This is a genomic window from Kosakonia sp. H02 (genome assembly GCA_030704225.1).
Classification (GTDB): Bacteria; Pseudomonadota; Gammaproteobacteria; order Enterobacterales; family Enterobacteriaceae; genus Kosakonia.
Map to the genome: position 1 here is coordinate 1,156,359 of CP131915.1, position 24,605 is coordinate 1,180,963.

At 57.7% G+C, this 24,605-nt stretch carries 24 protein-coding genes; 13 read left to right on the plus strand and 11 right to left on the minus strand.

The genetic code is table 11. The features are described from left to right. Nucleotides 1-80 precede the first annotated feature (80 nt). Both Q5705_05515 and zntA read left to right on the plus strand, forming a co-directional pair. The gene (locus tag Q5705_05515; GenBank protein WLI78012.1) at nt 81-707 is read left to right on the plus strand and encodes a lysoplasmalogenase; all 627 of its coding nucleotides are present in this window, start codon (nt 81-83) and stop codon (nt 705-707) included. Between the two features lie 75 nt (nt 708-782). Then, on the plus strand, nt 783-2,990 hold the full coding sequence (zntA, locus tag Q5705_05520) for a Zn(II)/Cd(II)/Pb(II) translocating P-type ATPase ZntA (protein WLI78013.1): 2,208 nt from the start codon (nt 783-785) through the stop codon (nt 2,988-2,990). Here the strand turns inward: zntA and tusA are convergent. Beyond that, nucleotides 2,987-3,232: a sulfurtransferase TusA gene (gene tusA, locus Q5705_05525; protein WLI78014.1), complete on the minus strand. Its 246-nt coding sequence runs from the start codon at nt 3,230-3,232 to the stop codon at nt 2,987-2,989. The genes zntA and tusA overlap by 4 nt on opposite strands. 189 nt (nt 3,233-3,421) lie before the next feature. On the opposite strand from tusA, the gene Q5705_05530 reads away from it, so the two are divergent. Both Q5705_05530 and Q5705_05535 read left to right on the plus strand, forming a co-directional pair. Continuing rightward, nucleotides 3,422-4,087, plus strand: a complete 666-nt coding sequence (locus tag Q5705_05530; protein ID WLI78015.1) for a 7-cyano-7-deazaguanine/7-aminomethyl-7-deazaguanine transporter — start codon at nt 3,422-3,424, stop codon at nt 4,085-4,087. Nucleotides 4,088-4,159: 72 nt separating this feature from the next. Next, nucleotides 4,160-4,717 carry a DcrB family lipoprotein gene (locus tag Q5705_05535; GenBank protein ID WLI78016.1) on the plus strand — a complete coding sequence of 186 codons (558 nt, stop codon included), beginning with the start codon at nt 4,160-4,162 and terminating at the stop codon, nt 4,715-4,717. 79 nt (nt 4,718-4,796) lie between these two features. Here Q5705_05535 and Q5705_05540 read toward each other — a convergent pair whose 3' ends face one another. Further along, nucleotides 4,797-5,990 (minus strand): MFS transporter, encoded by a 1,194-nt coding sequence (locus tag Q5705_05540; protein ID WLI78017.1) that lies wholly within the window; start codon nt 5,988-5,990, stop codon nt 4,797-4,799. Nucleotides 5,991-6,135: 145 nt separating this feature from the next. Here Q5705_05540 and Q5705_05545 point away from each other — a divergent pair, with 145 nt between their 5' ends. Further along, nucleotides 6,136-7,185 carry an AI-2E family transporter gene (locus Q5705_05545; GenBank protein ID WLI78018.1) on the plus strand — a complete coding sequence of 350 codons (1,050 nt, stop codon included), beginning with the start codon at nt 6,136-6,138 and terminating at the stop codon, nt 7,183-7,185. Here Q5705_05545 and arnF read toward each other — a convergent pair. From arnF to arnB, 7 genes are read right to left on the minus strand one after another with little or no spacing between them, the layout of a single operon-like run. Further along, nucleotides 7,182-7,568: a 4-amino-4-deoxy-L-arabinose-phosphoundecaprenol flippase subunit ArnF gene (arnF, locus tag Q5705_05550; protein WLI78019.1), complete on the minus strand. Its 387-nt coding sequence runs from the start codon at nt 7,566-7,568 to the stop codon at nt 7,182-7,184. The two genes, Q5705_05545 and arnF, sit on opposite strands and share 4 nt — an antisense overlap. Beyond that, nucleotides 7,565-7,903, minus strand: a complete 339-nt coding sequence (gene arnE, locus Q5705_05555; GenBank protein WLI78020.1) for a 4-amino-4-deoxy-L-arabinose-phosphoundecaprenol flippase subunit ArnE — start codon at nt 7,901-7,903, stop codon at nt 7,565-7,567. The genes arnF and arnE overlap by 4 nt, the downstream gene beginning before the upstream one ends. Then, entirely contained in the window at nt 7,900-9,540 is a 1,641-nt protein-coding gene (gene arnT / locus Q5705_05560) for a lipid IV(A) 4-amino-4-deoxy-L-arabinosyltransferase (GenBank protein WLI78021.1), read from the minus strand. The genes arnE and arnT overlap by 4 nt, the downstream gene beginning before the upstream one ends. Beyond that, entirely contained in the window at nt 9,537-10,439 is a 903-nt protein-coding gene (gene arnD / locus Q5705_05565) for a 4-deoxy-4-formamido-L-arabinose-phosphoundecaprenol deformylase (GenBank protein ID WLI78022.1), read from the minus strand. The genes arnT and arnD overlap by 4 nt, the downstream gene beginning before the upstream one ends. Further along, complete coding sequence (arnA, locus tag Q5705_05570; protein ID WLI78023.1) at nt 10,436-12,421, minus strand: bifunctional UDP-4-amino-4-deoxy-L-arabinose formyltransferase/UDP-glucuronic acid oxidase ArnA; 1,986 nt, start codon at nt 12,419-12,421, stop codon at nt 10,436-10,438. Before arnA ends, arnD begins: the two co-directional genes overlap by 4 nt. Next, nucleotides 12,418-13,401, minus strand: a complete 984-nt coding sequence (gene arnC, locus Q5705_05575) for an undecaprenyl-phosphate 4-deoxy-4-formamido-L-arabinose transferase (GenBank protein ID WLI78978.1) — start codon at nt 13,399-13,401, stop codon at nt 12,418-12,420. Before arnC ends, arnA begins: the two co-directional genes overlap by 4 nt. Continuing rightward, the gene (gene arnB / locus Q5705_05580; GenBank protein WLI78024.1) at nt 13,394-14,539 is read right to left on the minus strand and encodes a UDP-4-amino-4-deoxy-L-arabinose aminotransferase; all 1,146 of its coding nucleotides are present in this window, start codon (nt 14,537-14,539) and stop codon (nt 13,394-13,396) included. The genes arnC and arnB overlap by 8 nt, the downstream gene beginning before the upstream one ends. A 618-nt stretch (nt 14,540-15,157) precedes the next feature. On the opposite strand from arnB, the gene nikA reads away from it, so the two are divergent. Genes nikA through nikR form a run of 6 tightly spaced genes read left to right on the plus strand, consistent with a single transcriptional unit; the run spans nt 15,158 to nt 20,435 of the window. Further along, on the plus strand, nt 15,158-16,729 hold the full coding sequence (nikA, locus tag Q5705_05585) for a nickel ABC transporter substrate-binding protein (protein WLI78025.1): 1,572 nt from the start codon (nt 15,158-15,160) through the stop codon (nt 16,727-16,729). Further along, entirely contained in the window at nt 16,726-17,667 is a 942-nt protein-coding gene (gene nikB / locus Q5705_05590; protein WLI78026.1) for a nickel ABC transporter permease subunit NikB, read from the plus strand. Before nikA ends, nikB begins: the two co-directional genes overlap by 4 nt. Then, nucleotides 17,667-18,500 (plus strand): nickel ABC transporter permease subunit NikC, encoded by an 834-nt coding sequence (nikC, locus tag Q5705_05595; protein ID WLI78027.1) that lies wholly within the window; start codon nt 17,667-17,669, stop codon nt 18,498-18,500. The genes nikB and nikC overlap by 1 nt, the downstream gene beginning before the upstream one ends. After that, nucleotides 18,500-19,264, plus strand: a complete 765-nt coding sequence (gene nikD / locus Q5705_05600; GenBank protein ID WLI78028.1) for a nickel import ATP-binding protein NikD — start codon at nt 18,500-18,502, stop codon at nt 19,262-19,264. The genes nikC and nikD overlap by 1 nt, the downstream gene beginning before the upstream one ends. After that, the gene (gene nikE / locus Q5705_05605; GenBank protein WLI78029.1) at nt 19,261-20,046 is read left to right on the plus strand and encodes a nickel import ATP-binding protein NikE; all 786 of its coding nucleotides are present in this window, start codon (nt 19,261-19,263) and stop codon (nt 20,044-20,046) included. The genes nikD and nikE overlap by 4 nt, the downstream gene beginning before the upstream one ends. Next, nucleotides 20,034-20,435, plus strand: coding sequence for a nickel-responsive transcriptional regulator NikR (gene nikR, locus Q5705_05610; GenBank protein ID WLI78030.1), 402 nt, complete (start codon nt 20,034-20,036; stop codon nt 20,433-20,435). Before nikE ends, nikR begins: the two co-directional genes overlap by 13 nt. A gap of 2 nt (nt 20,436-20,437) precedes the next feature. Here nikR and Q5705_05615 read toward each other — a convergent pair whose 3' ends face one another. Beyond that, nucleotides 20,438-21,529 carry an iron-containing alcohol dehydrogenase family protein gene (locus tag Q5705_05615; GenBank protein WLI78031.1) on the minus strand — a complete coding sequence of 364 codons (1,092 nt, stop codon included), beginning with the start codon at nt 21,527-21,529 and terminating at the stop codon, nt 20,438-20,440. A 197-nt stretch (nt 21,530-21,726) separates the two neighbouring features. Between Q5705_05615 and Q5705_05620 the strand changes: the two genes are divergently transcribed. Both Q5705_05620 and Q5705_05625 read left to right on the plus strand, forming a co-directional pair. Further along, nucleotides 21,727-22,521 carry an SDR family oxidoreductase gene (locus Q5705_05620; protein WLI78032.1) on the plus strand — a complete coding sequence of 265 codons (795 nt, stop codon included), beginning with the start codon at nt 21,727-21,729 and terminating at the stop codon, nt 22,519-22,521. Between the two features lie 9 nt (nt 22,522-22,530). Further along, on the plus strand, nt 22,531-23,523 hold the full coding sequence (locus Q5705_05625; GenBank protein WLI78033.1) for an alpha/beta hydrolase: 993 nt from the start codon (nt 22,531-22,533) through the stop codon (nt 23,521-23,523). 58 nt (nt 23,524-23,581) lie between these two features. Here Q5705_05625 and Q5705_05630 read toward each other — a convergent pair whose 3' ends face one another. After that, nucleotides 23,582-24,580, minus strand: a complete 999-nt coding sequence (locus Q5705_05630) for a bifunctional helix-turn-helix transcriptional regulator/GNAT family N-acetyltransferase (GenBank protein WLI78034.1) — start codon at nt 24,578-24,580, stop codon at nt 23,582-23,584. Nucleotides 24,581-24,605 lie beyond the last annotated feature (25 nt).

The following is a 24,605-nucleotide window of genomic DNA, read 5'->3' on the forward strand; positions in this document are numbered from 1 at the left end:
AGCATTGTCATCCCCCTTTTTGCGCCACTACACTTGAGAGAAGAGATTTACGCAAAAATAACAGATACAGGGACTTAATTATGCTGTGGTCATTTATTGCTGTCTGCTTTTCCGGCTGGTTATATGTTGATGCTTCCTACCGTGGGCCGGTATGGCAACGCTGGGTGTTCAAACCCGTAACCCTTCTGCTCCTGCTGTTACTCGCCTGGCAAGCGCCCATGTTTGATGCCATCAGTTATTTGGTGCTGGCGGGTCTGTGCGCCTCGCTGTTGGGTGACGCTCTGATGCTTCTGCCACGGCAAAAACTGCTGTATGCCATCGGCGCGTTTTTCCTCGCTCACCTGCTCTACACCATCTATTTCGCCAGCCAAATGACGCTTACCTTCTTCTGGCCGCTGCCGGTCGTGCTGCTGGTGATTGGCGTGTTGTTACTGGCGGTTATCTGGACACGCCTCGAAGAGTTGCGCATGGCGGTCTGTACGTTTGTCGCCATGACATTAGTGATGGTGTGGCTGGCCGGTGAATTGTGGTTCTTCCGCCCGACAAGCCAGGCGCTGTCGGCGTTTGTTGGCGCAGTCCTGCTGCTGATTGGCAACATTGTCTGGCTCGGAAGCCACTACCGTAAACGCTTTAGCGCTGATAACGCCATTTCCTCCGCCTGCTACTTTGCCGGGCACTTTTTGATCGTCCGTTCGCTGTATATCTAAAAGGCTTGACTCTGGAGCCGACTCCAGAGTGCATACTCCGGTTAATGAGAAAATTATCATTCACCGGAGTATGCAATGCCTGCACCCGACACGAAAAAAGCGCCGCAATTTGCGGCAATAAAATTGCGCCCGATAGCGGAAAAACCCGCGCCGTGCTGTGCCGATGAACAGTGTGAGAACACGCCGTCACCGCCGATAGTCGAAACAGGCGAGCGCTTCAGTTGGCAGGTTACTGGCATGGATTGCGCCGCCTGCGCCCGCAAAGTGGAAAACGCGGTACGCCAGGTAGATGGCGTCGCGCAGGTGCAGGTCGCTTTCGCCACCGAAAAACTGATTGTCATTGCGCAAAACGATATACGTGAGCGCGTGGAACATGCCGTGCAGCAAGCGGGTTATCAACTTCGCCATGAAAACAGCACGCCTGAGCCCACCCCTTCGCGCCTGCGTGAAAACCTGCCGCTTATTTTGCTCATGGTGATGATGGCGCTGAGTTGGGTGCTCGAGCAGTTCAACTATCCCTTCGGTCAGGCGGCGTTTATCGCCACCACGCTGGTCGGTTTGTGGCCCATCGCCCGCCAGGCGCTGCGGTTAATGAAAAGCGGTAGCTGGTTCGCTATTGAAACGCTGATGAGCGTGGCGGCTATTGGCGCACTGTTTATTGGTGCCACCGCTGAAGCGGCGATGGTGCTGCTGCTGTTTTTGATTGGCGAGCGCCTGGAAGGCTGGGCTGCCAGCCGCGCGCGTCGTGGCGTGAGCGCATTAATGGCGCTGAAACCGGATACTGCCACCCGCCTGCGTAACGGTGAGCGTGAAAGCGTTGCCGCAAGCCAACTGCAACCCGGCGATACCATTGAAGTGCCTGCCGGTGGGCGTTTACCGGCAGATGGCCGCCTGCTGTCACCGTTTGCCAGTTTTGATGAAAGCGCGCTGACCGGGGAATCCGTGCCGGTCGAGCGCAGCGCGGGCGACAGCGTGCCCGCCGGCGCCACCAGCGTGGATCGTTTAGTCACGCTAAACGTGGTATCAAAACCGGGCGAAAGCGCCATTGACCGCATCCTGAAGCTGATTGAAGAAGCCGAAGAGCGCCGCGCGCCGATCGAGCGTTTTATCGATCGCTTCAGCCGTCTCTACACCCCGGCGATCATGGCCGTGGCGCTGCTGGGGGCGGTGGTTCCGCCGTTATTGTTCGCAGAAACCTGGCTGGAGTGGATTTACAAAGGGCTGGCGTTATTGCTGATTGGCTGCCCGTGCGCGCTGGTGATTTCCACCCCGGCCGCGATCACCTCCGGGCTGGCAGCCGCCGCGCGTCGCGGGGCGCTGATCAAAGGCGGTGCTGCGCTGGAGCAGCTCGGCAGCATTCAACAGGTAGCATTTGATAAAACCGGCACGCTGACCATCGGTAAACCGCAGATCGCGGCGATCATCCCGCTGGCCGGTACGGAAGAAGCGGAATTGCTGGCGCTGAGCGCGGCGGTTGAACAAGGTTCAACGCACCCGTTAGCGCTGGCGATTGTGCAGGAAGCCCAGCGTCGCCTGGTTGTTATCCCACCAGCCGAAGGCCAACGCGCGCTGGCGGGTAAAGGCATTGAGGCACAGATTGATGGGCGCGAAATCCGTATCAGCGCGCCGGAAAAATTACCGCCAGGCCTGTTAGGTAGCGCCGTGCTGGCACAGATTAATCAACAGGAGAGCCGCGGCCAGACGGTGGTTGTGGTTCAGCGAGACGGCGAAGTTATCGGCACGCTGGCGTTGCAGGACACCCTGCGCGATGACGCGAAAGCGGCGGTGAGTGAACTGCATGCGCTCGGTGTACAGGGCGTGATCCTGACGGGTGATAACCCGCGCGCGGCGGCGGCGATTGCCGGTGTTCTGGGGCTGGATTTTCGCGCCGGGCTGCTGCCGGAAGATAAAGTCAATGCCGTGCGCATGCTCAACGAGAACGCACCGCTGGCGATGGTGGGCGACGGTATTAACGATGCACCGGCGATGAAAGCCTCGACAATCGGCATTGCAATGGGCAGCGGGACGGATGTCGCGCTGGAAACCGCCGATGCGGCGTTAACCCACAATCGCCTGACTGGCCTTGGGCAAATGATCCGTCTGGCGCGCGCCACGCGCAGTAACATCCGCCAGAACATCGCTATTGCGCTGGGTCTGAAGGCGATTTTTCTGGTGACGACGCTACTGGGAATTACCGGGCTGTGGCTGGCAGTGCTGGCAGATACAGGCGCAACGGTGCTGGTAACAGCGAACGCGCTGCGCCTGCTACGCAGCAAAGGTTAGTGGGTTTTGCGCACTAAATAGCGATACGGCAGAGATTCCGTTTGCCCGGCCACCAGCTCATGTTCCATAAAGCGGCAAAAGCCGGGAATATCGCGGGTGGTTGCCGGATCGTCGGCAATAATCAGCACAGTTTCGCCAATTTGCATATTGCGCACGGTTTTGCGCACCATCATTACCGGCTCCGGGCAGCGTAAGCCCAGCGCATCAAGCGTATGGTCGGCAGTGGTAAACGGATCGCTCATCTTCATCTCGCAAGGGAAAAAACCGCATTAGTTTACGCTGCCTGATTTAGGGTGCAAGCAAGGTTAACGATTGCGCTAAAATTAGCCATTGCATCCGTGAATGATTGCAGTATCATGCGGCGGCTTCTGCTAAAGCAGAGCATAAAAAGTACTGGGTTCCCTCACCCCATTTACCAAAAAGGTCACACTATGACGCAGTTTTCACATGCGCAGCGCATGAAGGCGCTGTTCTGGCTTTCGCTTTTCCATCTGCTGGTGATTATTTCCAGCAACTATCTGGTGCAGCTTCCGGTCTCCATTTTTGGTTTTCATACCACCTGGGGCGCATTCAGTTTTCCGTTTATTTTCCTGGCGACGGATTTAACCGTGCGGATTTTCGGCGCGCCGCTGGCCCGACGGATTATTTTCGCGGTGATGGTTCCGGCGCTGCTGGCCTCTTACGTTATTTCGTCGCTGTTTTATATGGGCAGCTGGCAGGGTTTTGGCGCGCTTGCCCATTTCAACCTGTTCGTCGCCCGTATCGCCACCGCCAGTTTTATGGCCTATGCGCTAGGGCAAATCCTTGATGTACATGTGTTTAACCGCCTGCGCCAGAATCGCCGCTGGTGGCTTGCGCCTGCGGCATCAACAGTGTTTGGTAATGCCAGCGATACCGCCGCGTTCTTCTTTATTGCTTTCTGGCGCAGCCCGGATGCCTTTATGGCGCAGCACTGGACGGAAATCGCGCTGGTGGATTACAGTTTCAAGGTCCTTATCAGCATCGCCTTCTTCTTGCCGATATACGGCGTGATGTTGAATATGTTGCTGAAAAGACTGGCAGACAAATCTGAAATCTCGGCATTACAGGCCGGTTAAAGGTACGACTTATCAGTTGTGATAATATGGAACAACTAGCCATTATGGCTGTTTATTGAAAGGAAGAAGTCAATGCGCAATCTGGTTAAGTATGTCGGTATTGGCCTGCTGGTAATGGGGCTGGCTGCTTGTGATAACAGCGACAGTCAAAAACCTGTTCAGGGTGCCGCCGCTGAAAGCAATGCATCCGGCCAGCCGGTCACCCTACTCGACGGTAAACTCAGCTTCTCGCTGCCTGCGGATATGACCGATCAGAGCGGCAAACTGGGCACGCAAGCCAACAATATGCACGTCTACTCCGATGCCACCGGCCAGAAAGCGGTGATTGTAATTGTCGGCGACAACACGCAAGAAGAGTTGAGCGCGCTGGCAAAACGTCTGGAAGACCAACAGCGCAGCCGCGATCCGCAGTTGCAGGTCGTCACCAATAAAGCCATCGAACTGAAAGGGCAAACGCTGCAACAGCTCGACAGTATTATCTCTGCCAAAGGCCAGACCGCATGGTCTTCAGTCGTACTGGGGAAAATTGATAATCAACTGGTGACCATCCAGGTGACACTGCCAGCAGATAACCAGCAGCAGGCGCAGACCGCCGCAGAGAACATTATCAACACCATCGTGGTGAAATAATCTCCGCGTTGAGCAGGAAAAAAAGGGAACTTGAGAGTTCCCTTTTTTATTGTCGGATGGCACTGCTTCTACCGGGCAATTAAACCAACACCGGCCTGTGCTTTAATCGCCACGCCAGCAGAAGTGCAACGGCAACCAGCCCGGCCGCCGCAAGATAAATCACCGACACGCCCGCCCATGCCATCAACAAGCCCGCCAGCGGGCCGGTGATGCCCAGCGACAGATCCATAAACACCGTATAAGTCGCCAGCGCAGAGCCCTGGTTATGTTGCGGTACCGCTTTAACGGCTACTACGCCTAATGCCGGGAACACCAGCGAGAAACCCGCGCCTGTCAGGAACACGCCGAGTTTTGCCATCCACGGATCGACCGCCAGTCCCACCAGCACCAGACCGACGGTTTCCACCACAAAGCAGAGCATCGCGACATTTATGCCGCCGAAACGGTTGATGCCATTAGGAAACAGTAAACGCGCACCGACAAACGCCACGCTAAACAGCGTCAGGGCAAAGGCCGCGCCTTCCCAGCCTTTGGCATCGTAATAAAGAGTAATAAACGTGGCGATCACGCCAAAACCCGCCGAGCCGAGCGCCAGCGCCAGGCCATACAGCCAGACGCGCCCAAGCACGGCGCGAAACGGCAACGGTTTGCCTTTGCTGGCCTTCACCGCCGCCCGCGGCAGCGCAAGCAGCACCGCCAGCAGCGCGACGGCCATAATGGTCAACGACAAACCGTGCAGGCCGCCGTAGTGATAACAGAGCACGCCAAGCGGTGCGCCAAGCGCCATCGCGCCGTAGGTCGCAATACCGTTCCACGAAATCACACGACCAATATGTATCGAGCCGACCACGCCTACGCCCCACAACGTCGCGCCCGTACCGGCAAAACTCTGTCCGATCCCTAAAATCACCCGCCCGAGGCAGAGCAGCGCCAGGCTTAACAACCCCGAACCTTCCCCAATACCCGCCAGCAAATAGCACAGCCCGCTGAGAAACGCGCCGCACAAGCCGAAGATCACCACTTTTTTTGGCCCCAGCAGATCGGCATAACGCCCCGCGTGCGGTCGGCTGAGCAGCGTGGCGAAATATTGCAGGCTGATAACCAGCCCAGCCCAGAACGCACCATATCCCATCACATCATGGACATAGCCGGGCAGCACCGCCAGCGGCAGGCCGATGGTGAGGTAACTGGCAAAGTTAAAGGTAACGACGGACAAAATCCGCAGATTAAGGCGCAATCCGCTAAGCGCCGGTTCGGCGGCGTTTTCAGGCATGAGAACTTACTCAGATTTTCACAACAGTGTTTCACTATTACCACGTCATCGCGCAGAAAGCAGCATTCACTTTAAGAATATCTCTGTCGGGCGAAGGCGGCGCAGAGCACTACACTTAAGGGCAATAAGACAAAAGGAATTCACCATGATACATCCTCAGCCAGACCGGGCAGGTTTACACATTCTTCTTAAACTGGCCTCACTGGTCATCATACTTGCCGGGATCCACGCCGCAGCCGACATCATTGTTCAACTCTTACTGGCGCTCTTTTTCGCCATTGTTCTCAACCCGCTGGTTACCTGGTTTTTACGCCGCGGCATCAAGCGCCCGGTCGCTATTGCCATTGTCGTGCTGGTGATGTTGATCTTCCTTACCGCGCTGTTTGGCGTGCTCGCCGCGTCGATAAACGACTTTATGACCCTGCTGCCGAAGTACAACCGCGAGCTCACCCGCAAATTTATGCAGCTTCAGGATGCGCTCCCGTTCCTCCGGTTGCACATTTCCCCGGAACGGATGCTGCAACGCATGGACTCCGAGCGGGTGATGAGCTTCGCCACCACCATGGCCGCACAGTTATCGAACGCGATGGCCAGCATTGTCCTGCTGGTAATGACCGTGGTGTTTATGCTGTTTGAAGTGCGCCATGTCCCCTACAAAATGCGCTTCGCCCTGAATAACCCGCAAATCCACATCGCCGGGCTGCACCGCGCCTTAAAAGGGGTTTCTCACTATCTGGCGTTGAAAACGTTATTAAGCGTATGGACCGGGGTGATTGTCTGGATGGGCCTGGTTTTGCTGGACGTGCAGTTCGCGCTGATGTGGGGTGTGCTGGCCTTTCTGCTGAACTACGTGCCCAATATCGGGTCGGTGATTTCCGCCATTCCGCCGATGATCCAGGCCCTGCTGTTCAACGGCACCTATGAATGCCTGTTGGTCGGCGCGCTCTTCCTGGTCGTGCATATGCTGATTGGCAATATTCTTGAACCCCGGATGATGGGCCACCGCCTCGGCATGTCAACGCTGGTGGTGTTCTTATCCTTATTGGTTTGGGGATGGCTGCTCGGCCCGGTGGGTATGCTCCTGTCGGTGCCGCTCACCAGCGTATGCAAAATCTGGATGGAAACCACCGTCGGCGGCAGCAAACTGGCGATCATGCTTGGCCCAGGCCGACCGAAAAACCGCTTGCCAGGCTAAGGTTTTAAGCGGGCGGGCAAAAAAATAACCAGCACGCCCGCGATGATCATCAGCACGCCAAGTCCGCCGCGCAGGGAAAAGGGTTCGCGCCATCCGGGAAGCCAGATGGCGGCGGCCCACACCAGAATGTAACTGAGGCTGAGCAGCGCATAGGCTTTGCTCAGCGGTAAGCGGTGCAGCGCCACATACCAACAACCCATTGACGCAAGATACCCCATCAGGCCGAAGATCAGTGCCAGCGTGCCTGGCTGCGGTTGCAGCAGCGCGGCAAAAAAAGCCTGTAAATGCGCGACCGGTGGCAGCGACACCATCGCATAACGCAGCAGCAGTTGCGCCCCGCTGACCAGGAGCACGCTGAGCAACGCCCAGGGCAATCCCTTCATAGCGAACTCCCCAGCAGCACAATGCCCGCAATGATAAGCAGCACGCCGGATGCGTGGCGAATTGTCACCCGCTCATGCCAGATAACGCGCGCCGCAAGCGTAATCCAGACAAAATTCAGGCTCAGCATCGGGTAAGCCACGCCCACAGGAATGCGCTGCAACACCAGTAACCACAGCACCATGCCCGCGCCGAGGGAAACCAGCGCAAGGCATAGCCACAGGCCTACGTGCCTGCCGCGATGCCCCCTCTTTGCCGGGCGCGTCGCCTGTTTCTGGCACAGTTGCCCAAGGCAACTCAGCAAGCTTGCCAGCACAAGCCAGATCCAATTGCTCATTGCGGATAGTACTGAATTAAGACCATACGCCCCTGCACATATACGTTGTCCGGTTTGGGGATCGGCATACGGATAAAATCATCGGGTTTCGATTGATGCAGCACCAGCGAAACCACACCCTGCTGGCGATGCGCTGCCAGCCAGTCATTGAAATCGTCTTTGGCGACAAACCTGCCCTGCCCTTGCGGGTAAGCCAGCCCGTATGCAAGCTCACCGCGTGCGCCGAAGAGAATAATGTCCGGGCGTTTCAGTTCCCAGGCCAGCCCGGCGGCAACACCAGGGTTGTCTGCCAGCACATAGCGGCTGGGCGCCAGCGCGTCATAGACAAAGTTGATCAAAAACTGCGGCTGTTTTGAATCCATCACTTTATCCGGGATAGCCATACCCACCACCAGCGCAAGGGTGAGCGGGCATAACGCGGCAAACGACCAGCGATCCGTGCGCAGCGTATACAGCCCTACCACCGCCCACAGCAAAAAGGCAAACGCCGCCAGAGCCGCTTTATACTCTTCGATGGGCAGCCAGACCGGGTGCGCCGTCACACCCCACGGCGAAACCAGCAGCGCGGTGATAACGCCCGCCACGCCGAAGGCGATATTAACCCAGGCGTTAACGCGCAGTGCTCGCCCGCCAACGACAGCAATAGAGACGGCATAACGCGCCATCAGCATCGCCAGCGGCGCAAAGCACGGCAGAATATAGGTCGGCAATTTACCTTTGGCGATACTGAAAAAGAGCAGCGGCATCACCACCCAACCCAGCAGATAAAACGCGTCATTACGCGACCGCCAGCCGGTTTTCAACGCGCCGGGCAGCAGCGCCAGCCACGGCAGCGAGCCAGCCACAAGAAACGGCAGGTAATACCAGAACGGCGCTTTATGCTGCGCGTCGTCCAGGGCGAAGCGCTGAATATGCTCAACCCAGAAGAAGTAGCGCCAGAAATCCGGCTCGCGCGCCGCAATCGCCAGCCCCCAGGGCAGCACCGTCAGCACACAAACCCCGACCGCCAGCCAGCCCCAGAGCAATACCTCTTTCCAGCGCTTATGGACAATCACCCACGGCAGTACGCCGAGCACCGGCACTGCCAGTGCCAGAAACCCTTTGGTCATCACCCCCATGCCGCAGGCGATACCCAATAACAGCCAGCCGCCGAACTTACCGCGCCAGGTTGCGGCCTGCGAAGCCTGCCAGAAGCTGTACATCGCCAGCGTCATCCACAGCGTAATCATCGGGTCCAGCACCGCATAGGTGCCGATGCTGTACACCAAAAACGTGGTGAGGAAGATAACGCCAGAAAGCACCGCCGTGCGTTTATCGCGCCACATCGTCCACGCCAGATGACCCACTAACAGCGCAGAAGCGGCCATGGAGAAGACCGCGCCAACGCGCACGGCGAAATTATTATGACCAAACAGCCACTGGGCGATGCTGTTGATCCAGTAGCCAGCAATCGGTTTTTCAAAATAGCGTAGCCCGAGAAAATGCGGCACTACCCAGTCGCCGCTTTGCAGCATCTCGCGGCTAATTTCCGCATAACGGGTCTCATCCGGTTGCCAGAGCAGGCGGTATTCGAGCGGAACCAGGTAATAAAAGGCAAACAGCGCCAGCAGCGCAAAACCATAATGCACTGGCTTCATCGTTGTGGACTCAACAGTTGCTGGCACCCCAGCCAGCCTTCGCGACCCATTATCTCGCCGCGCACCACTTTGCCTGCCGGTAGCGTCGTCACATCTTCCGGCAATAGCTGGCTGAGCGGGCAAAACGTTATCTGCTCGCGCGCGGCCATGCTTAACAGTTGGTCAAAACCGTCCGCGCCGATAATCCCCTCCACTTCTGCATGAATGGTGTAAACCGGGGTGCCGTTTTTGCGGTGCATACAATCCAGGATAAAGCGGTTGTACTGCCCGGCGCTGACCGAGGTGCCAACGACTTCATCCCAGGTGGGAAGCGTGACCGGGATCTGCGGCGCCGCGAAGGTGTTCTCTGCAAGCTGCGGGCGAAACGGCTGGCTACCGCGACAGTCGCTGTTATAGCGGAAATTAAACGCTGATTTGGCCTGCACCACGCGCTGATCCGCCCGCCAGCCCGCCGCTGCCGAGCAGGTCACGGCGCGACCGATGATCTGCTCCAGCGCCAGCAAGCCGCGTTCGGTTTCCGCTTCCAGCCGCGCCCGATCCCACACGCCGCTCCAGCGTTGCCAGGCGTGGTGATCCCAGGCATGCAGCCCCACTTCATGCGCCTGCGCCGCCGCGCGGATAATCTCGGCGTTAGCGTCACCAATAACCCGCCCCGGCCAGGCGGTGCCGGCCAGCAGAATATCCCAGCCGTAGAGCGATGCCGCGCGCGAACGCAGCATCTTCCAGAAAAATTTCGGCTTCAGCAGCCGCCAGATGTGCCGCCCCATATTGTCCGGCCCGACGCTAAAGAAAAAGCTCGCCTGAAGCTGGTGCTTCTCGAGGAGTTGCAACAGGCGCGGCACGCCATCACGCGTACCGCGAAAAGTATCGACATCAATGCGTAAACCGATGCGCTTCATGGTGCTTTCTCATCCGTCAGTTCAACGGTACGCAGGAAGAAATCCAGCGTCTCATCGATAGTCTGGCGCATATCCACCGTAGGTTCCCAGTGCAGGCAGCGTTTAGCGTTGCGAATACTCGGCTTGCGGTGCTCCACATCCTGATACCCTTTGCCGTAATAACTGCTGCTCTCCACTTCGCGAAACCCGGCGAACGGCGGAAAGCGGTAGCGCAGCGGGTGTTTCTCAAAGCTTGCCAGCAGCATCTGCGCCAGTTCTTTAATGCTCGCTTCGTTGTCCGGGTTACCAATGTTGATAATCTGCCCGTCGCAGCGCCCCTCTTTGTTTTCAATAATGCGAAACAGCGCTTCGATGCCATCGCTAATGTCAGTAAAGCAGCGTTTTTGCTTTCCGCCTTCGATAAGCTTGATCGGCGACCCTTCCACCAGGTTGAGGATCAACTGAGTGATGGCGCGCGAGCTACCGATGCGCGCGGCGTTGAGGTTATCCAGCCGCGGGCCCATCCAGTTGAACGGGCGAAACAGCGTAAAGCGCAGTCCCTCTTTTTCGCCATAGGCCCAAATCACGCGATCAAGAAGTTGTTTCGACACCGAATAGATCCAGCGCTGCTTGTTGATAGGCCCTACCACCAGGTTGGAGTTATCTTCGTCGAACACCTTGTCAGTGCACATGCCATACACTTCCGAGGTCGACGGGAAAATAATGCGTTTGTTGTATTTCACGCAGTCGCGGATGATTTTCAGGTTCTCTTCGAAATCCAGCTCGAACACGCGCAGCGGGTTACGGGTGTACTCAATCGGCGTGGCGATCGCCACCAGCGGCAGTACCACATCGCATTTCTTAATGTGGTACTCAATCCATTCGGAATGGATGCTGATATCCCCTTCGACAAAGTGAAAACGCGAGCAGTCGAGAAAACGGCTGATGGCATCGGAGCCAATATCAAGGCCATAGATTTCGTAGTGATCATCCGCCAGCAGGCGTTCGGTCAGATGGTTTCCGATAAACCCGTTCACGCCGAGGATCAGTACGCGCGTGCGGCGTTTCACCGCCACAATCGGTTTGCTGGTAAGCAGCGCCCCGGCGACCAGGCCCAGCGACTGCGCCAGTTGCGCGCCCTGCATATAGACGCCGTTTTCCATTTGGCCGGTTAAAATCTCCAGCGCCCCGTCGGCGCAGGCCACCACCAGCGGCGCAACAGAAAGCACCGTGCCCGGACGCGCCGCTGCGACATCGGTGCGTACGCGGGATTTCCAGACGATAAATTTGTGCGCCCCGGCAAAACTAAACGCCCCCGGCCACGGGTCGGTCACAGCGCGTACCAGGTTGTGCTGCGTCTGCGCCGGTTTTTCCCAGTCCAGACGGCCATCTTCCGGCGTGCGGCGGCCAACGTAACTGGCGCGGCTTTCATCCTGCGGCGTTTCGCTAAAGGTCTGCGTTTTGATTGCCGGTAACACGCCTTCCAGCAACTGTTTTGCGGCGTCGGTCAGTTTGCGGTGCAGCAATAACGCATCGTCTTGCTCCGTAATTGCCACGCGTTGTTGGGCAATCATCGCCCCTGCGTCCGCCCGGTGAATCATGCGATGCAGGGTAACGCCGGTTTGCGTTTCGCCATTGACCAGCACCCAGTTAAGCGGCGCGCGCCCACGGTAAGCGGGCAGCAGCGAGCCGTGCAGGTTAAACGCGCCCCCGCGGGCGGTGCTCAGAATGTTGTCGCTCAGTACGTTGCGGTAATAGAACGAGAAAATCACATCCGGCTTCAGTTCACGGATCCGGTCGACCCACAGCGGATGGTTCACATCTTCCGGCGCATAGACCGGAATGCCGCGCTCGGCAGCCATACGCGCCACCGAGCCGAAAAAGTGGTTTTCGTTAGCGTTGTCGGGATGGGTAAAAATCGCCGCAATCTCGAACCCGGCATCCAGTAACGCCTGGGTGCCGACACAGCCCATATCGTGATAAGCAAAGACAACGGCTTTCATTGGTTTTTTTCCTCTTGCGAAACGGTCTGTTCCGGGCGGACAACACGTTGAATAAAGTAACGGGGGCGGGCGCGGACATCGTTGTAGATGCGCCCGATATACTCGCCAAGCAGACCCATGCCGATAAACTGCGCGCCGATAAAGGTGAACAGAATGGCAAAGAGCATAAACATCCCTTCTCCCGCCCACTGCGCGCCAAACGCCATCCGCAGAATGACCAGCAGCATCGACAGGGAGAAACCCAACAGCGCGATCACACTGCCAAAGACGCTCAGCAAACGCAGCGGCGTGGTGGTCAGGCAGGTCACCAGGTCGTACATCAGGTTAATCAGGCGCATAAAGCTGTATTTGGAATCGCCGAACTCGCGCTCGGCGTGTTGCACCGGGATTTCGACCGCTTTACGGGCAAAGGTATTGGCAAGGATCGGAATAAAGGTGCTGCGCTCGTGGCAGTGCAGCATGGCATCGACAATATGGCGGCGGTAGGCGCGTAGCATACAGCCGTAATCGCCCATCGCTTTGCCGGTGGTGCGTTGAATAAGGCGGTTAACGGTGCGCGAAGCCAGTTTGCGAAACAGGCTGTCCTGGCGGTTTTGCCGCACGGTGCCTACCACGTCGTAACCTTCGTTGGCTTTCGCCACCAGCCGGGGGATCTCTTCCGGCGGGTTTTGCAAATCCGCATCCAGCGTGATGACCAAATCACCGCTGACATGATTAAACCCGGCCATAATGGCGGAGTGTTGGCCGTAGTTGCGATTGAGCATCACCGCAACAATATGGCTGCCGGGCTGCTCTGCCGCTTGCGTTAACAGCAGCGCAGAGTCGTCGCTGCTGCCGTCATCCACCAGCAGGATTTCGTAATCGATGCCAAGACGCTCGCAGCTTGCCGTGGTACGGCGAATCAGCTCGGGCAAACTCTCTTGCTCGTTGAAAACCGGGATCACCACAGAGACTTTTTCCACAGGCGGTAAGTTAAACATCTCTGCGCCCTGCAATTTGCTTAAGTGCGTCAATGACGCGGGTTGTGTCGTCATGGGTCATATCCGGGAAAAGCGGCAGGGAACAAATACGTGCGCTGTTCCACTCCGTATTGGCTAAAGAGACAGAGAAGCGGTCGCGGTAGTACTTCTGCGTATGCACCGCGCGAAAATGCAGGCCAGTACCAATGCCCTGCGCTTTCAGGGTTTCCATCAAGGCGTCGCGGGAAATGCCGCAACGTTGCTCATCGACGCGAATAATAAACAGATGCCAGGCGTGCTGGTGCGGCCATGCAGGCAGTGCCAACGGCTGAAACGGCGTATCCGCCAGTTCCTGCAAATAGCGTTGCGCGATGGCGTGACGCCGCGCGTTGGCCGCCGGCAGCTTTCCAAGCTGAACCAGCGCAATGGCGGCGTTAATATCCGCCAGGTTGTATTTGAAGCCCGGTGAAATCACTTCTGCCTGCGGTGCGCGCCCGTGGGTTTGCCGGTCGAAGGCATCGACGCCGAGGCCGTGGAATTTCAGGCTGCGAATGCGGTTAGCGAGCTGCTCGTCATCCGTCACCACCAGGCCGCCTTCGGCGCAGGTCATGTTTTTAATCGCGTGAAAGGAAAAGATGGCGGTGCCGCGTGAACCGACGTGCTGGCCCTTGTAATACGTTCCCGCTGCGTGGGCAGCATCTTCAATAACCGGAATGCCGTGTTTTTCACCGAGGGCGCGAATGGCGTCGAGATCCACCGGTGCGCCCGCGTAATGCACTGGCACAATCGCTTTGGTGCGCGGCGTGATCGCGGCTTCAATCATTTCAGGCGTGACCATCAGCGTCTCTTTGTCGACATCGATCATCACGGGCGTTGCGCCCAGCAGCACGATCATATTGAGCGTGGAAACCCAGGTCATTGACGGGGTAATCACCTCATCGCCCGCTGTGATGCCAAGCGCCATCAGCGTGACATGCATCCCGCCTGTCGCCGAACTCACGGCAATCGCGTGGCGATTCCCGGTCAGGGTACAGAATGCGGCTTCCAGCGCCTGGTTTTTCGGGCCGGTGGTTATCCAGCCCGACGCCAGCACCTGCTGAAGCGCAGCGAACTCTTCCTCGCCCATCGACGGGCGCGAAAACGGTAAAAACTCACTCATCTTTTTTTCCTTGACGCCAGTAGCGTATTAAGAAGTTGCCACCAGAACAGGCTGTGACCAGAGAATAAAATGACGGATGAAAGTTAAATAAAAATATAATGGATGCACATTTTTCACATTTATTAGCGGGCGCATCGTGAGGGGATATTAACAACAAAATATTAGGACAAGATTAAGAAATTCAGGAAAAAACAAATAAACAAAAATAAAAACAATAGAATTAACATGAAGTTAATTGTAAACCCTTAATATTCTCACTGTGAAGGCTGTCAAAAAAGTGCAACAAAAAACGCCCATGCAATAAATGCAAGGGCGTTAACACCGTTAATTAAACGGCATGTCAACAAAGATTAAAAAATTACACGGTTATGCAATTAACGATTTCATGCGTTACGACTGAAATATATTTATTGTCGTTAAGATCTGGCGGTAAATTATTTCACTTGTTCAACCAGATGCAGGCCAGGCTGGGCAAGCGCCGCATCACGCCGCAACGCCCGGTGGTGAATAAACCCCTGCTAATAACATGCCTTTTGATCCAAAACATACTATTCGTATGATGAATATTTAAAATCGTCATACTTTTCCCGCCATTGACGTTTCGTCAGGAAGCTTAACGTGTCTTTTTACCGTCATGCTGGCGCTCTGCTGCTGCTCTGCGCATCGTTTGCTGCTTCTGCGGCCAATGAAACTCTCACCACCGCCTGGCCAGTAAATGTTGGCCCGCTCAATCCCCATCTCTACACCCCCAACCAGATGTTCGCCCAAAGCATGGTTTACGAACCGCTGGTGAAATACCAGGCCGACGGCAGTGTGCAACCCTGGCTGGCAACACGCTGGACACACTCGGAGGATGGCAAAACCTGGGTCTTTACCCTGCGCGATGGGGTGACGTTTTCCAACGGCGAGCCGTTTAACGCCGGGGCCGCCGCAGAGAACTTTCGCGCCGTGCTGGATAACCGCCCGCGCCACGCCTGGCTGGAACTCGCCAACCAGATAACCGACGTCAAAGCCTTAAGCCCCAGCCAGTTACAAATCACCTTAAAAAGCGCCTACTACCCGTTTTTGCAAGAACTCGCCCTGCCCCGCCCGTTTCGCTTTATCGCCCCATCACAGTTTAAAAACCACGAGACGATGAACGGCATTATTGCGCCAATTGGCACCGGGCCGTGGGTGTTGCAGGCGTCACGCCTCAACCAATATGACGTGATGGTGCGCAATGAACACTACTGGGGGCAGAAACCGGCACTCAGCAAAGTCATTATTAAAGTGATCCCCGATCCGACCAGCCGCGCGGTGGCGTTTGAAACCGGCGATATCGATCTGCTGTACGGCAACGAAGGGCTGTTAACGCTGGATACCTTTGCCCGCTATAGCCAGAACCCGGCCTGGCACACGCAGCTTTCCGCACCGGTAGAAACGGTAATGCTAGCGCTGAACTCCGCCCGTGCGCCGACCAACGAGCAGGCAGTGCGCGAAGCGCTGAACTACGCAGTGGATAAAAAAACGCTGATCGACGGCGCGCTGTACAGCACGCAACAGGTTGCCGATACGCTGTTCGCCCCGACGGTGCCCTACGCCAATATCGGCCTGAAAGCCCGCCAGTACGATCCTGAACAGGCTAAAACGTTATTAGATAACGCTGGCTGGACGCTTCCGGCTGGCAAAACTATTCGTGAAAAAGCCGGTCAGCCGCTGCATATCGAACTGGCCTTTACCGGCACCGATGCGCTCAGCAAATCCATGGCAGAGATTATTCAGGCCAATCTGCGCCAGGTCGGCGTGGATATTGCGCTGGTCGGTGAAGAGGAGAGCAGCATCTACGCCCGCCAGCGCGACGGGCGCTTCGGCATGATTTTCAACCGTACCTGGGGTGCGCCGTACGATCCCCACGCGTTTATGAGTTCAATGCGCGTCCCGTCCCATGCGGATTATCAGGCGCAACTGGGCTTGCCGGACAAAGCCGTCATCGACAAAGAGATTGGCGAGGTGCTCACTACCCGCGATGAAAATGCGCGCAAGGCGCTTTACCGGGACATCCTCACCCGGCTGCACAACGAGGCGGTTTATCTGCCCATCAGCTATGTCTCCACGCTGGTGGTGGCAAAACCGGAACTGGGGACAATCCCGTTTGCGCCGATCGCCTCGGAGATCCCCTTTGATCAAATCAAACCGGACGCGACGAAATGAGCCGCTATGTCGTGAAACGGCTGCTGTTGCTGATCCCGATGATCTTTGCCGCCTCGGTGGTGATTTTCCTGCTGCTGCGCCTCGGCGCGGGGGATCCGGCGATGGATTATTTGCGCCTTTCCAACCTGCCGCCAACGCCAGAAATGATTGCCGCCACGCGCGTGCAGCTTGGTCTGGAGCAGCCGCTCGCTAACCAATACGCCCACTGGCTGTGGCGCGCGCTGCACCTGGATTTCGGCATCTCGTACGCCACCCAGCGCCCGGTACTCGACGATGTATTGCACTTTTTGCCCGCCACCTTGCAACTGGCCGGTGCGGCGTTAGTGCTGATTTTGCTCACCTCGGTGCCGCTCGGCATCTGGGCGGCGCGTCACCGCGATGGGCTACCGGATTTTCTGGTGCGCGCGGTGGCGTTTCTTGGTGTGTCGATGCCCAACTTCTGGCTGGCTTTCCTGCTGGTGATGTTCTTTTCTGTGCACCTGAAATGGCTGCCCGCGCTGGGTTACGGCGGCTGGCAGCATCTGATTTTACCCGCCATCTCCATTGCGTTTATGTCGCTTGCGATCAACGCCCGTCTGCTGCGCGCCAGCATGCTGGAAGCCGCCGGACAGCGCCATGTCACCTGGGCGCGGCTGCGGGGGTTAAGCGAACGACAAACCGAGCGGCGACATATTTTGCGTAACGCGTCTTTGCCGGTGATCACCGCACTCGGGATGCACATCGGCGAGTTGATTGGCGGCACGATGATTATCGAAAGCATCTTCGCCTGGCCCGGCATTGGCCGCTACGCCGTGTCGGCTATCTTTAACCGCGACTACCCGGTTATCCAGTGCTTCACGCTGGTGATGGTGATGGTTTTTGTGCTCTGCAATCTGGTTGTCGATCTGCTGAGCGCCGCGCTCGATCCGCGTATTCGCCACCACGAAGGAGCGCGCTGATGCACTTTTTAAAAACCGCGCGCTGGCCGGTGCGTTTCGCGCTGCTGATGTTGCTTTTGCTGCTGATGATTGCCCTGACCTGCCAGTGGTGGACGCCTTACGATCCACAAGCCATTGATCTACCGGCTCGCCTGTTGCCGCCGGGCAGCCAGCACTGGCTCGGCACCGATCACCTCGGGCGCGATATTTTTTCACGCCTGCTGGCGGCAACGCGCGTGTCCCTCGGTTCGGTCATGATTTGCCTGCTGCTGGTGCTGGCGCTGGGGTTAAGTGCCGGCGGCTGCGCCGGGCTGCTCGGCGGGCGAGTCGACCAAATGATCATGCGCGTGGCGGATGTGTTTATGACCTTTCCCACCTCGATCCTGTCGTTTTTTATGGTGGGCGTGCTCGGCACCGGGCTGACCAATGTGATTATCGCCATCGCCCTTTCTCACTGGGCCTGGTATGCGCGCATGGTGAGAAGCCTCGTGATTTCCCTGCGTAGCCGCGAATATGTGCTGGCAGCACGCTTAAGCGGCGCGAGCTATGTGCAGGTGTTTCGCGACCATCTGGCGGGCGCGGTAGTGCCCTCGCTGCTGGTGCTGGCAACCCTCGATATCGGCCATATGATGCTGCACGTCGCGGGCATGTCGTTTCTCGGCCTCGGCGTGAGCGCACCGACGCCGGAGTGGGGCGTGATGATCAACGATGCGCGGCAATATATCTGGACGCAGCCGCTGCAAATGCTGTGGCCGGGGCTGGCGCTGTTTATCAGCGTGATGGCGTTTAATCTGGTGGGCGACGCCCTGCGCGACCATCTCGACCCGCATCTGGTAACGGAGCACGCGCACTGATGACCATTCAATTGAGCCTTGAGAATATCGCCCTGTCTGCGCAGGCTCCGCTGGTGCAGGATGTTTCGCTCACCCTGCAACGCGGGCGCGTACTGGCGCTGGTCGGCGGCAGCGGCAGCGGCAAATCCCTGACCTGCGCGGCGGCGCTCGGCGTGTTACCTGCGGGCGTACGGCAAACGGCGGGGCAGATTTTTGCCGACGGCCTGCCCATTTCCCCACCGGCATTGCGTGGCGTGACGGTGGCAACGGTCATGCAAAACCCGCGCAGCGCCTTTAACCCGCTGCGTACCATGGCGGCACACGCGCGGGAAAGCTGCCAGGCGCTGGGCAAACCGGCCGATGACGCCACGCTTATCGCTGCGCTACACAGCGTCGGGCTGGAGGATGCAAAACGGGTACTCGCGCTCTATCCGTTTGAGATGAGCGGCGGCATGCTGCAACGCATGATGATCGCGCTGGCGCTGCTCAGCGATGCGCCGTTTATCGTCGCCGATGAACCCACCACCGATCTGGACGCCGTCGCGCAGGCGAAAATCCTCGATTTGCTGGAGACCATTATGCAAAAACGCCAGCCCGGCATGCTGCTGGTGACCCACGATATGGGCGTGGTGGCGCGGCTGGCGGATGAAGTGGCGGTGATGGACAACGGGCGCATTATCGAGCGCGGCGCGGTCGAAACCCTGTTTCGCGCACCGCAACACCCGCTGACCCGCCAGCTCGTGGCGGCGCACCTGGCGCTGTACGGCATGGAGCTGGCGCAATGAACATTCTGTCCGTTGAGGGCGTTTCTCACGCTTACCACCAGCAACCGGTGCTGGAGAACATTTCACTGTCACTGCAAAGCGGTGAAACCGTCGCCCTGCTCGGGCGCAGCGGCTGCGGTAAAAGCACGCTGGCGCGGCTGCTGGTCGGGCTGGAAACACCCCACGCAGGCGACATTTTGTGGCAGGGCACACCGCTTTCCCGCCTCACCTCCCGTACCCGCAAAGATTTTCGCCGCGATATTCAGATGGTGTTTCAGGACCCGATTAGCGCAGTAAACCCGCGCATGACGGTGCGCGAGATCCTGCGCGAACCGCTGCGCCACTTGCTCGGGCTGTCGAAAGCGGAGCAGGCGCAGCGCATTGCGCAGTTGCTTACCGATGTGGAACTGGAGAGCGCCTTGCTCGATAAACGCCCGCCACAGCTTAGCGGCGGCCAGTTGCAGCGCGTTTGCCTGGCGCGGGCACTGGCGGTAGAGCCGACGCTGCTGATTCTCGACGAAGCGGTCTCCAGCCTCGATCTGCTGTTACAGGCTGGGGTGATTAGCCTGCTCAAACGCCTGCAACAGCGCTCTGGCGTCGCCTGTCTGTTTATCACCCATGATTTGCGGCTGGTGGAGCGCTTTTGCCAGCGGGTGATGGTGATGGACACGGGCAAAATCGTGGAAACGCTGGAGGTCACTTCGCCCCTGCGTTTTTGCTCCCCGGCCGGGCAGGCACTGCAACAGGCGGTTTTGCCCGCCTTCCCTTCACAACGCAAAAGGATGCCGCTATGCAACGTGTGACCATTACGCTCGACGATGAGCTGCTTGATACGCTGGATGCGCTAAGCCAGCGGCGCGGTTATCACAACCGCTCGGAAGCGCTGCGGGATATTTTACGCAGCGTCCTGGCGCAGGAATCGACCCAGGACCACGAAAAACAGGGGTTCGCCGTGCTCTCTTACGTGTATGAACATGAGAAACGCGACCTGGCGAGCCGCATTGTCGCGACGCAACATCATCACCACGATTTGTCCGTTGCCACGCTGCATGTGCATATCAGCCACGACGACTGCCTGGAGATCGCCGTGCTGAAAGGCAAGATGGGCGAAGTGCAGCATTTCGCTGATGACGTTATCGCCCAGCGCGGCGTGCGCCACGGTCATTTGCAGTGTCTGGCGGCCGACGAATAACGCTACACCGCCGAGCGAGTGGTGAAGAACTGCTCAGTCTGGCGCAATGCCCGCTCAATGCGCGCGGGCTCCAACGGGAAGGGCAAATGATCCGCCGCCGCGCGGGGGAAGGTGATGCTGTGCGCCACGGCCTGGATAACGCCGAGGCGGATCTCTTTTAGCGGAGCCAGCGTCAGCGGCGCATCGTACTGGCGCAGCAACGCCAGCAGGGTTTCATCAGGCGTGTCGCTGTCGTTTTCCAGAAACGACTGCACCAGCAGGCTGTAGCCGACCCGCTCCCCGTGCAGCCAGTGGTTCAGGGCGGGTTCATATGTCAGGCGGTTGTGAATGGCATGGGCAACGCCAGGGGTCGGGATATCCCCGCGAATACTGTTCGCCATGCCCGCAATGGCAATATTGGCATCAATCACATTCACCAGCGCATCGGTCACGGTTTGCGCCTGATTATCCCGCAGCGCCTGCGCGCCGTGCTTCTGGTAAATATCTACCGCCAGCCGGGCGGTATGCACTTTTAATTGCAGCGCCAGGTTATCGGGCGTGTGCTGCAAATAGGGGCGAAACTCATACCATTTCGCCAGCGCATCGACGATGCCCGCTTTTAAATAACGCACATCGCTTTGGGCGATAATTTCGCTGTCCACCAGCACCAGTTTTGGCAGGGTTTTTAACGGCTGGCTGCGTATTTGCCCGCCCTCTTCGGTGTAAAACACCGCCAGCGGCGACCAGGCCGCGCAGGTGGACGCCACCGTCGGAATGGTTATCGACTCGCCGCCTTCCAGCACATCGGCCACTGCTTTGGCGGTATCCAGCACGCGTCCGCCACCCACCCCGACAACGGTTGTCACCCCCAGTTTGCGCGCGCGTTTCGCATAATGCGCCACCCGCTCGTCGGTACAGTAGCCGGTCATCATTTCTGTCTGCCATTTCACGCCGCTGGCGCGCAAACTCGTCTCCAGCGCCGGGTTCACCCGCGCCCAGGCCTGTGCGCTGGTAATAATTAAAATAGATTGACTGAGCGGCGAAATATATTTCCCTGCGTCATGACGAAGACCAGCGTGATGAAACCAGGTCTGCGGGGTTTTTATTGCGAGCATGGGCTATCCATATGGCGAAAAGAGGAGCAATTATCTTCCTGGCGGCCTGTCAGTGTGGGAAGCAATAAAATCAGCAAAGCAATCTCAGGAATGGCATAAGCCAGCCCTGACGCCTTATGCGCAACAATTGACAACGTTCCGTTCGCCCATGTGCCAGGCTTTGTTATTTGCAAAATCCAACAGATAAGGAGCAGACGATGAAGATTGATCTGAGCGGAAAAGTGGCACTGGTGACCGCCTCCACCGGCGGGATTGGTTTTGCGATTGCCAAAGGCCTGGCGGAAAGCGGCGCGGAAGTTGTGCTTAACGGGCGCAGCGATGCGTCAGTCAATAAGGCGAAAGCAGCGCTGACACAGCAGGTCTCCGGGGCAAAAATTCGCACCGCGATTGCCGATCTTGGTTCGGCGCAGGGCGTGGAGGCGCTGGTGAAAGCCGCAGCGGAAGTGGACATTCTGGTGAACAACGCCGGGATTTATGGCCCGCAGGATTTTTACGCCACCGATGATGAGACCTGGGAAAACTACTGGCAGACCAATGTGATGTCCGGCGTGCGTCTGGCGCGTGCGCTACTGCCCGGCATGGTGAAAAAGGGCTGGGGGCGCGTGGTGTTTATCTCCTCGGAATCGGCGCTTAATATTCCGGCGGATATGATCCATTACGGCGTGACCAAAACCGCGCAACTTTCGCTATCGCGCGGGCTGGCGAAGTTTGTTGCTGGTAGCGGCGTGACGGTAAACAGCGTGCTGCCGGGGCCGACGATGTCGGACGGGTTTGCCGCAATGATGAAAGATGAGATGGAAAAAACCGGCAAGTCGCTGGAAACGCTGGCGAAAGAGTTTGTGATGGCTAATCGACCCAGCTCCGTTATCCAGCGCGCCGCCACCGTGGAAGAAGTGGCGAATATGGTGGTTTACGTCTGCTCGAAACAGGCGTCGGCGACCTCCGGTGCGGCGCTGCGCGTGGATGGCGGCGTGGTGGACGATATCGTATAAGGAGGATTTATGCGTCGTTTTACCGCCCGCACGCTGCTTCTCTCGCTGGTATTTACCGGTGCGGCACAGGCCGCCGACTATGGCGAACAACTGGAAGGTTTTGCCTATCCGTGGCCTGTTCAGCGCTTTGAATTTCAGTCCCAACAACAGCCCCTGAGTATGGGGTATATGGATATCCGCGCCGATAAGCCCAATGGCGAGACCGTGGTTTTACTGCATGGTAAAAACTTTTGCGGCGCAACCTGGGAGAGCACTATCACCACATTGCATAATGCTGGTTACCGGGTGATCGCCCCCGATCAAATTGGCTTTTGTACCTCCACCAAACCCGCGCATTATCAGTACAGCTTCCAGCAACTGGCGCAGAACACCCATCAGTTGCTGGCAAAACTGGGTGTCAAAAAAGCGGTGATTATGGGCCACTCCACCGGCGGCATGCTGGCAACGCGTTATGCGCTGATGTACCCGCAGGAGACGCAGAAGCTGGTGATGGTCAACCCGATTGGGCTGGAAGACTGGAAAGCGAAAGGCGTGCCATACCGCAATGTTGATGAGTGGTATCAACGCGAGCTGAAAACCTCGGCGCAGAGCATTAAAGCCTATGAGCAGAAGACCTATTACATGGGGCAATGGAAGCCGGAATATGATAAATGGGTCGATATGCTGGCGGGGTTAAATAACGGGCCGGGCAAGCAACGCGTGGCGTGGAACTCGGCGCTGATCTACGAAATGATCTACACCCAGCCGGTGGTGTATGAGTTTAAGGATTTACGCGTGCCAACCACGCTGTTTATCGGCACCGGCGATACCACCGCGCCGGGTAGCGACAGCGCGCCGCCAGAGGTGAAAAAAGCGGTCGGCAACTACCAGGTGCTGGGTAAAGAGGCGGCGAAACTTATTCCCCATGCCCGGCTGGTTGAGTTCCAGGGATTGGGCCATGCACCGCAGATGCAGGACCCGGCGAAGTTCCACCAGGCTTTGCTGAACGATCTGGCGAAGTAAGCCGTTTGCCGGAAGCGGGTGTGATGCTTCCGGCAAACTTTTGACACTACGTTCGGTACTACACGAGGGATTTTGTCAGTACCTCGAAGAGCAAACCTGGCCGGGTCGGGATGCCGAAGCGCGTATCATCCAGCGGAAACGGCTCAGTTTCGCCGGTGCGGTGATAGCCACGGCGCAGATACCAGGCAATCAACGTGTCGCGCACTTGCAGCACGGTCATCAGTACGCTTTTCCCGCCGCGCGCCCGGCACCACTGTTCCGCCGCATCCAGCAAGCGTCGGCCATACTGCGCGTTTTGCAGCGACGGCGACACCGCCAGCGACCCGAGATACCACACGCCATCGCCCGTCGGCTCGACCCAGACACAACCGTCAATGCCAGCGGCGGTTTTCCACACCAGCATCGTCGCGTTCGGTTTATCCGCCAGTTCCTGACGCAGCGTTTCTTCGCTGATACGATCGCCATCAAGCAGACCGGCCTCGGTTGTCCAGCCCGCGTCTTCCCCACCGCTGCGGTAAGCCCGGTTTAATAAGTTGACGACATCGGCTCGTTCATTTTCTTCCATCGGGCATAAATCAAGCCGGGTGTAACGCGCACCGCGGGCGGGCAGCGAACGCTCAGCAAGCCGCTTTTCAATCTGTGTTATCTGCTCAATAAAATTGCCGGAAAGACCAGCCGTTAATTCCTGAACCACATTGCCCAGCAGCGGCCATGCCACTTCTTCGCCTTGTTCAATGGCGGTTTTGCCCGCTGCGGTTAAGCGAATAAACGATTTACGCCGATCTTCGCCTTCACTCTGGCGGGTGACTAACCCGGCGCGGATCAAGCGGTTGATGCTGCTGGTCATTGCGGGCTGGCTCACCCGTGAGCAACGTGCCAGCTCGCCAATGGTCAGGCCGGGTTGGCGATCCAGCACCAGCAGCACAGGATAAAGCCCCGCAGGAACATGGATGCCAGTGTTTTGCACCAGCACGCTGGCTTCCGCCTGCAACTGCTCGGCGAGCCGTTTTAACCGGCTGCCAAGAAAGGCGTAGGGCATATCAGAGAGAATATCCATTAGTCACCTGTTGAAATATATAACC

Excerpts from the sequence above, each read along its gene's own strand:
- Q5705_05515 (WLI78012.1), top strand. The coding sequence starts at position 81 with ATGCTGTGGTCATTTATTGCTGTCTGCTTTTCCGGCTGGTTATATGTT.
- zntA (WLI78013.1), top strand. The coding sequence starts at position 783 with ATGCCTGCACCCGACACGAAAAAAGCGCCGCAATTTGCGGCAATAAAA.
- tusA (WLI78014.1), bottom strand. The coding sequence starts at position 3,232 with ATGAGCGATCCGTTTACCACTGCCGACCATACGCTTGATGCGCTGGGC.
- Q5705_05530 (WLI78015.1), top strand. The coding sequence starts at position 3,422 with ATGACGCAGTTTTCACATGCGCAGCGCATGAAGGCGCTGTTCTGGCTT.
- Q5705_05535 (WLI78016.1), top strand. The coding sequence starts at position 4,160 with ATGCGCAATCTGGTTAAGTATGTCGGTATTGGCCTGCTGGTAATGGGG.
- Q5705_05540 (WLI78017.1), bottom strand. The coding sequence starts at position 5,990 with ATGCCTGAAAACGCCGCCGAACCGGCGCTTAGCGGATTGCGCCTTAAT.
- Q5705_05545 (WLI78018.1), top strand. The coding sequence starts at position 6,136 with ATGATACATCCTCAGCCAGACCGGGCAGGTTTACACATTCTTCTTAAA.
- arnF (WLI78019.1), bottom strand. The coding sequence starts at position 7,568 with ATGAAGGGATTGCCCTGGGCGTTGCTCAGCGTGCTCCTGGTCAGCGGG.
- arnE (WLI78020.1), bottom strand. The coding sequence starts at position 7,903 with ATGAGCAATTGGATCTGGCTTGTGCTGGCAAGCTTGCTGAGTTGCCTT.
- arnT (WLI78021.1), bottom strand. The coding sequence starts at position 9,540 with ATGAAGCCAGTGCATTATGGTTTTGCGCTGCTGGCGCTGTTTGCCTTT.
- arnD (WLI78022.1), bottom strand. The coding sequence starts at position 10,439 with ATGAAGCGCATCGGTTTACGCATTGATGTCGATACTTTTCGCGGTACG.
- arnA (WLI78023.1), bottom strand. The coding sequence starts at position 12,421 with ATGAAAGCCGTTGTCTTTGCTTATCACGATATGGGCTGTGTCGGCACC.
- arnC (WLI78978.1), bottom strand. The coding sequence starts at position 13,401 with ATGTTTAACTTACCGCCTGTGGAAAAAGTCTCTGTGGTGATCCCGGTT.
- arnB (WLI78024.1), bottom strand. The coding sequence starts at position 14,539 with ATGAGTGAGTTTTTACCGTTTTCGCGCCCGTCGATGGGCGAGGAAGAG.
- nikB (WLI78026.1), top strand. The coding sequence starts at position 16,726 with ATGAGCCGCTATGTCGTGAAACGGCTGCTGTTGCTGATCCCGATGATC.
- nikC (WLI78027.1), top strand. The coding sequence starts at position 17,667 with ATGCACTTTTTAAAAACCGCGCGCTGGCCGGTGCGTTTCGCGCTGCTG.
- nikD (WLI78028.1), top strand. The coding sequence starts at position 18,500 with ATGACCATTCAATTGAGCCTTGAGAATATCGCCCTGTCTGCGCAGGCT.
- nikE (WLI78029.1), top strand. The coding sequence starts at position 19,261 with ATGAACATTCTGTCCGTTGAGGGCGTTTCTCACGCTTACCACCAGCAA.
- nikR (WLI78030.1), top strand. The coding sequence starts at position 20,034 with ATGCAACGTGTGACCATTACGCTCGACGATGAGCTGCTTGATACGCTG.
- Q5705_05615 (WLI78031.1), bottom strand. The coding sequence starts at position 21,529 with ATGCTCGCAATAAAAACCCCGCAGACCTGGTTTCATCACGCTGGTCTT.
- Q5705_05620 (WLI78032.1), top strand. The coding sequence starts at position 21,727 with ATGAAGATTGATCTGAGCGGAAAAGTGGCACTGGTGACCGCCTCCACC.
- Q5705_05625 (WLI78033.1), top strand. The coding sequence starts at position 22,531 with ATGCGTCGTTTTACCGCCCGCACGCTGCTTCTCTCGCTGGTATTTACC.
- Q5705_05630 (WLI78034.1), bottom strand. The coding sequence starts at position 24,580 with ATGGATATTCTCTCTGATATGCCCTACGCCTTTCTTGGCAGCCGGTTA.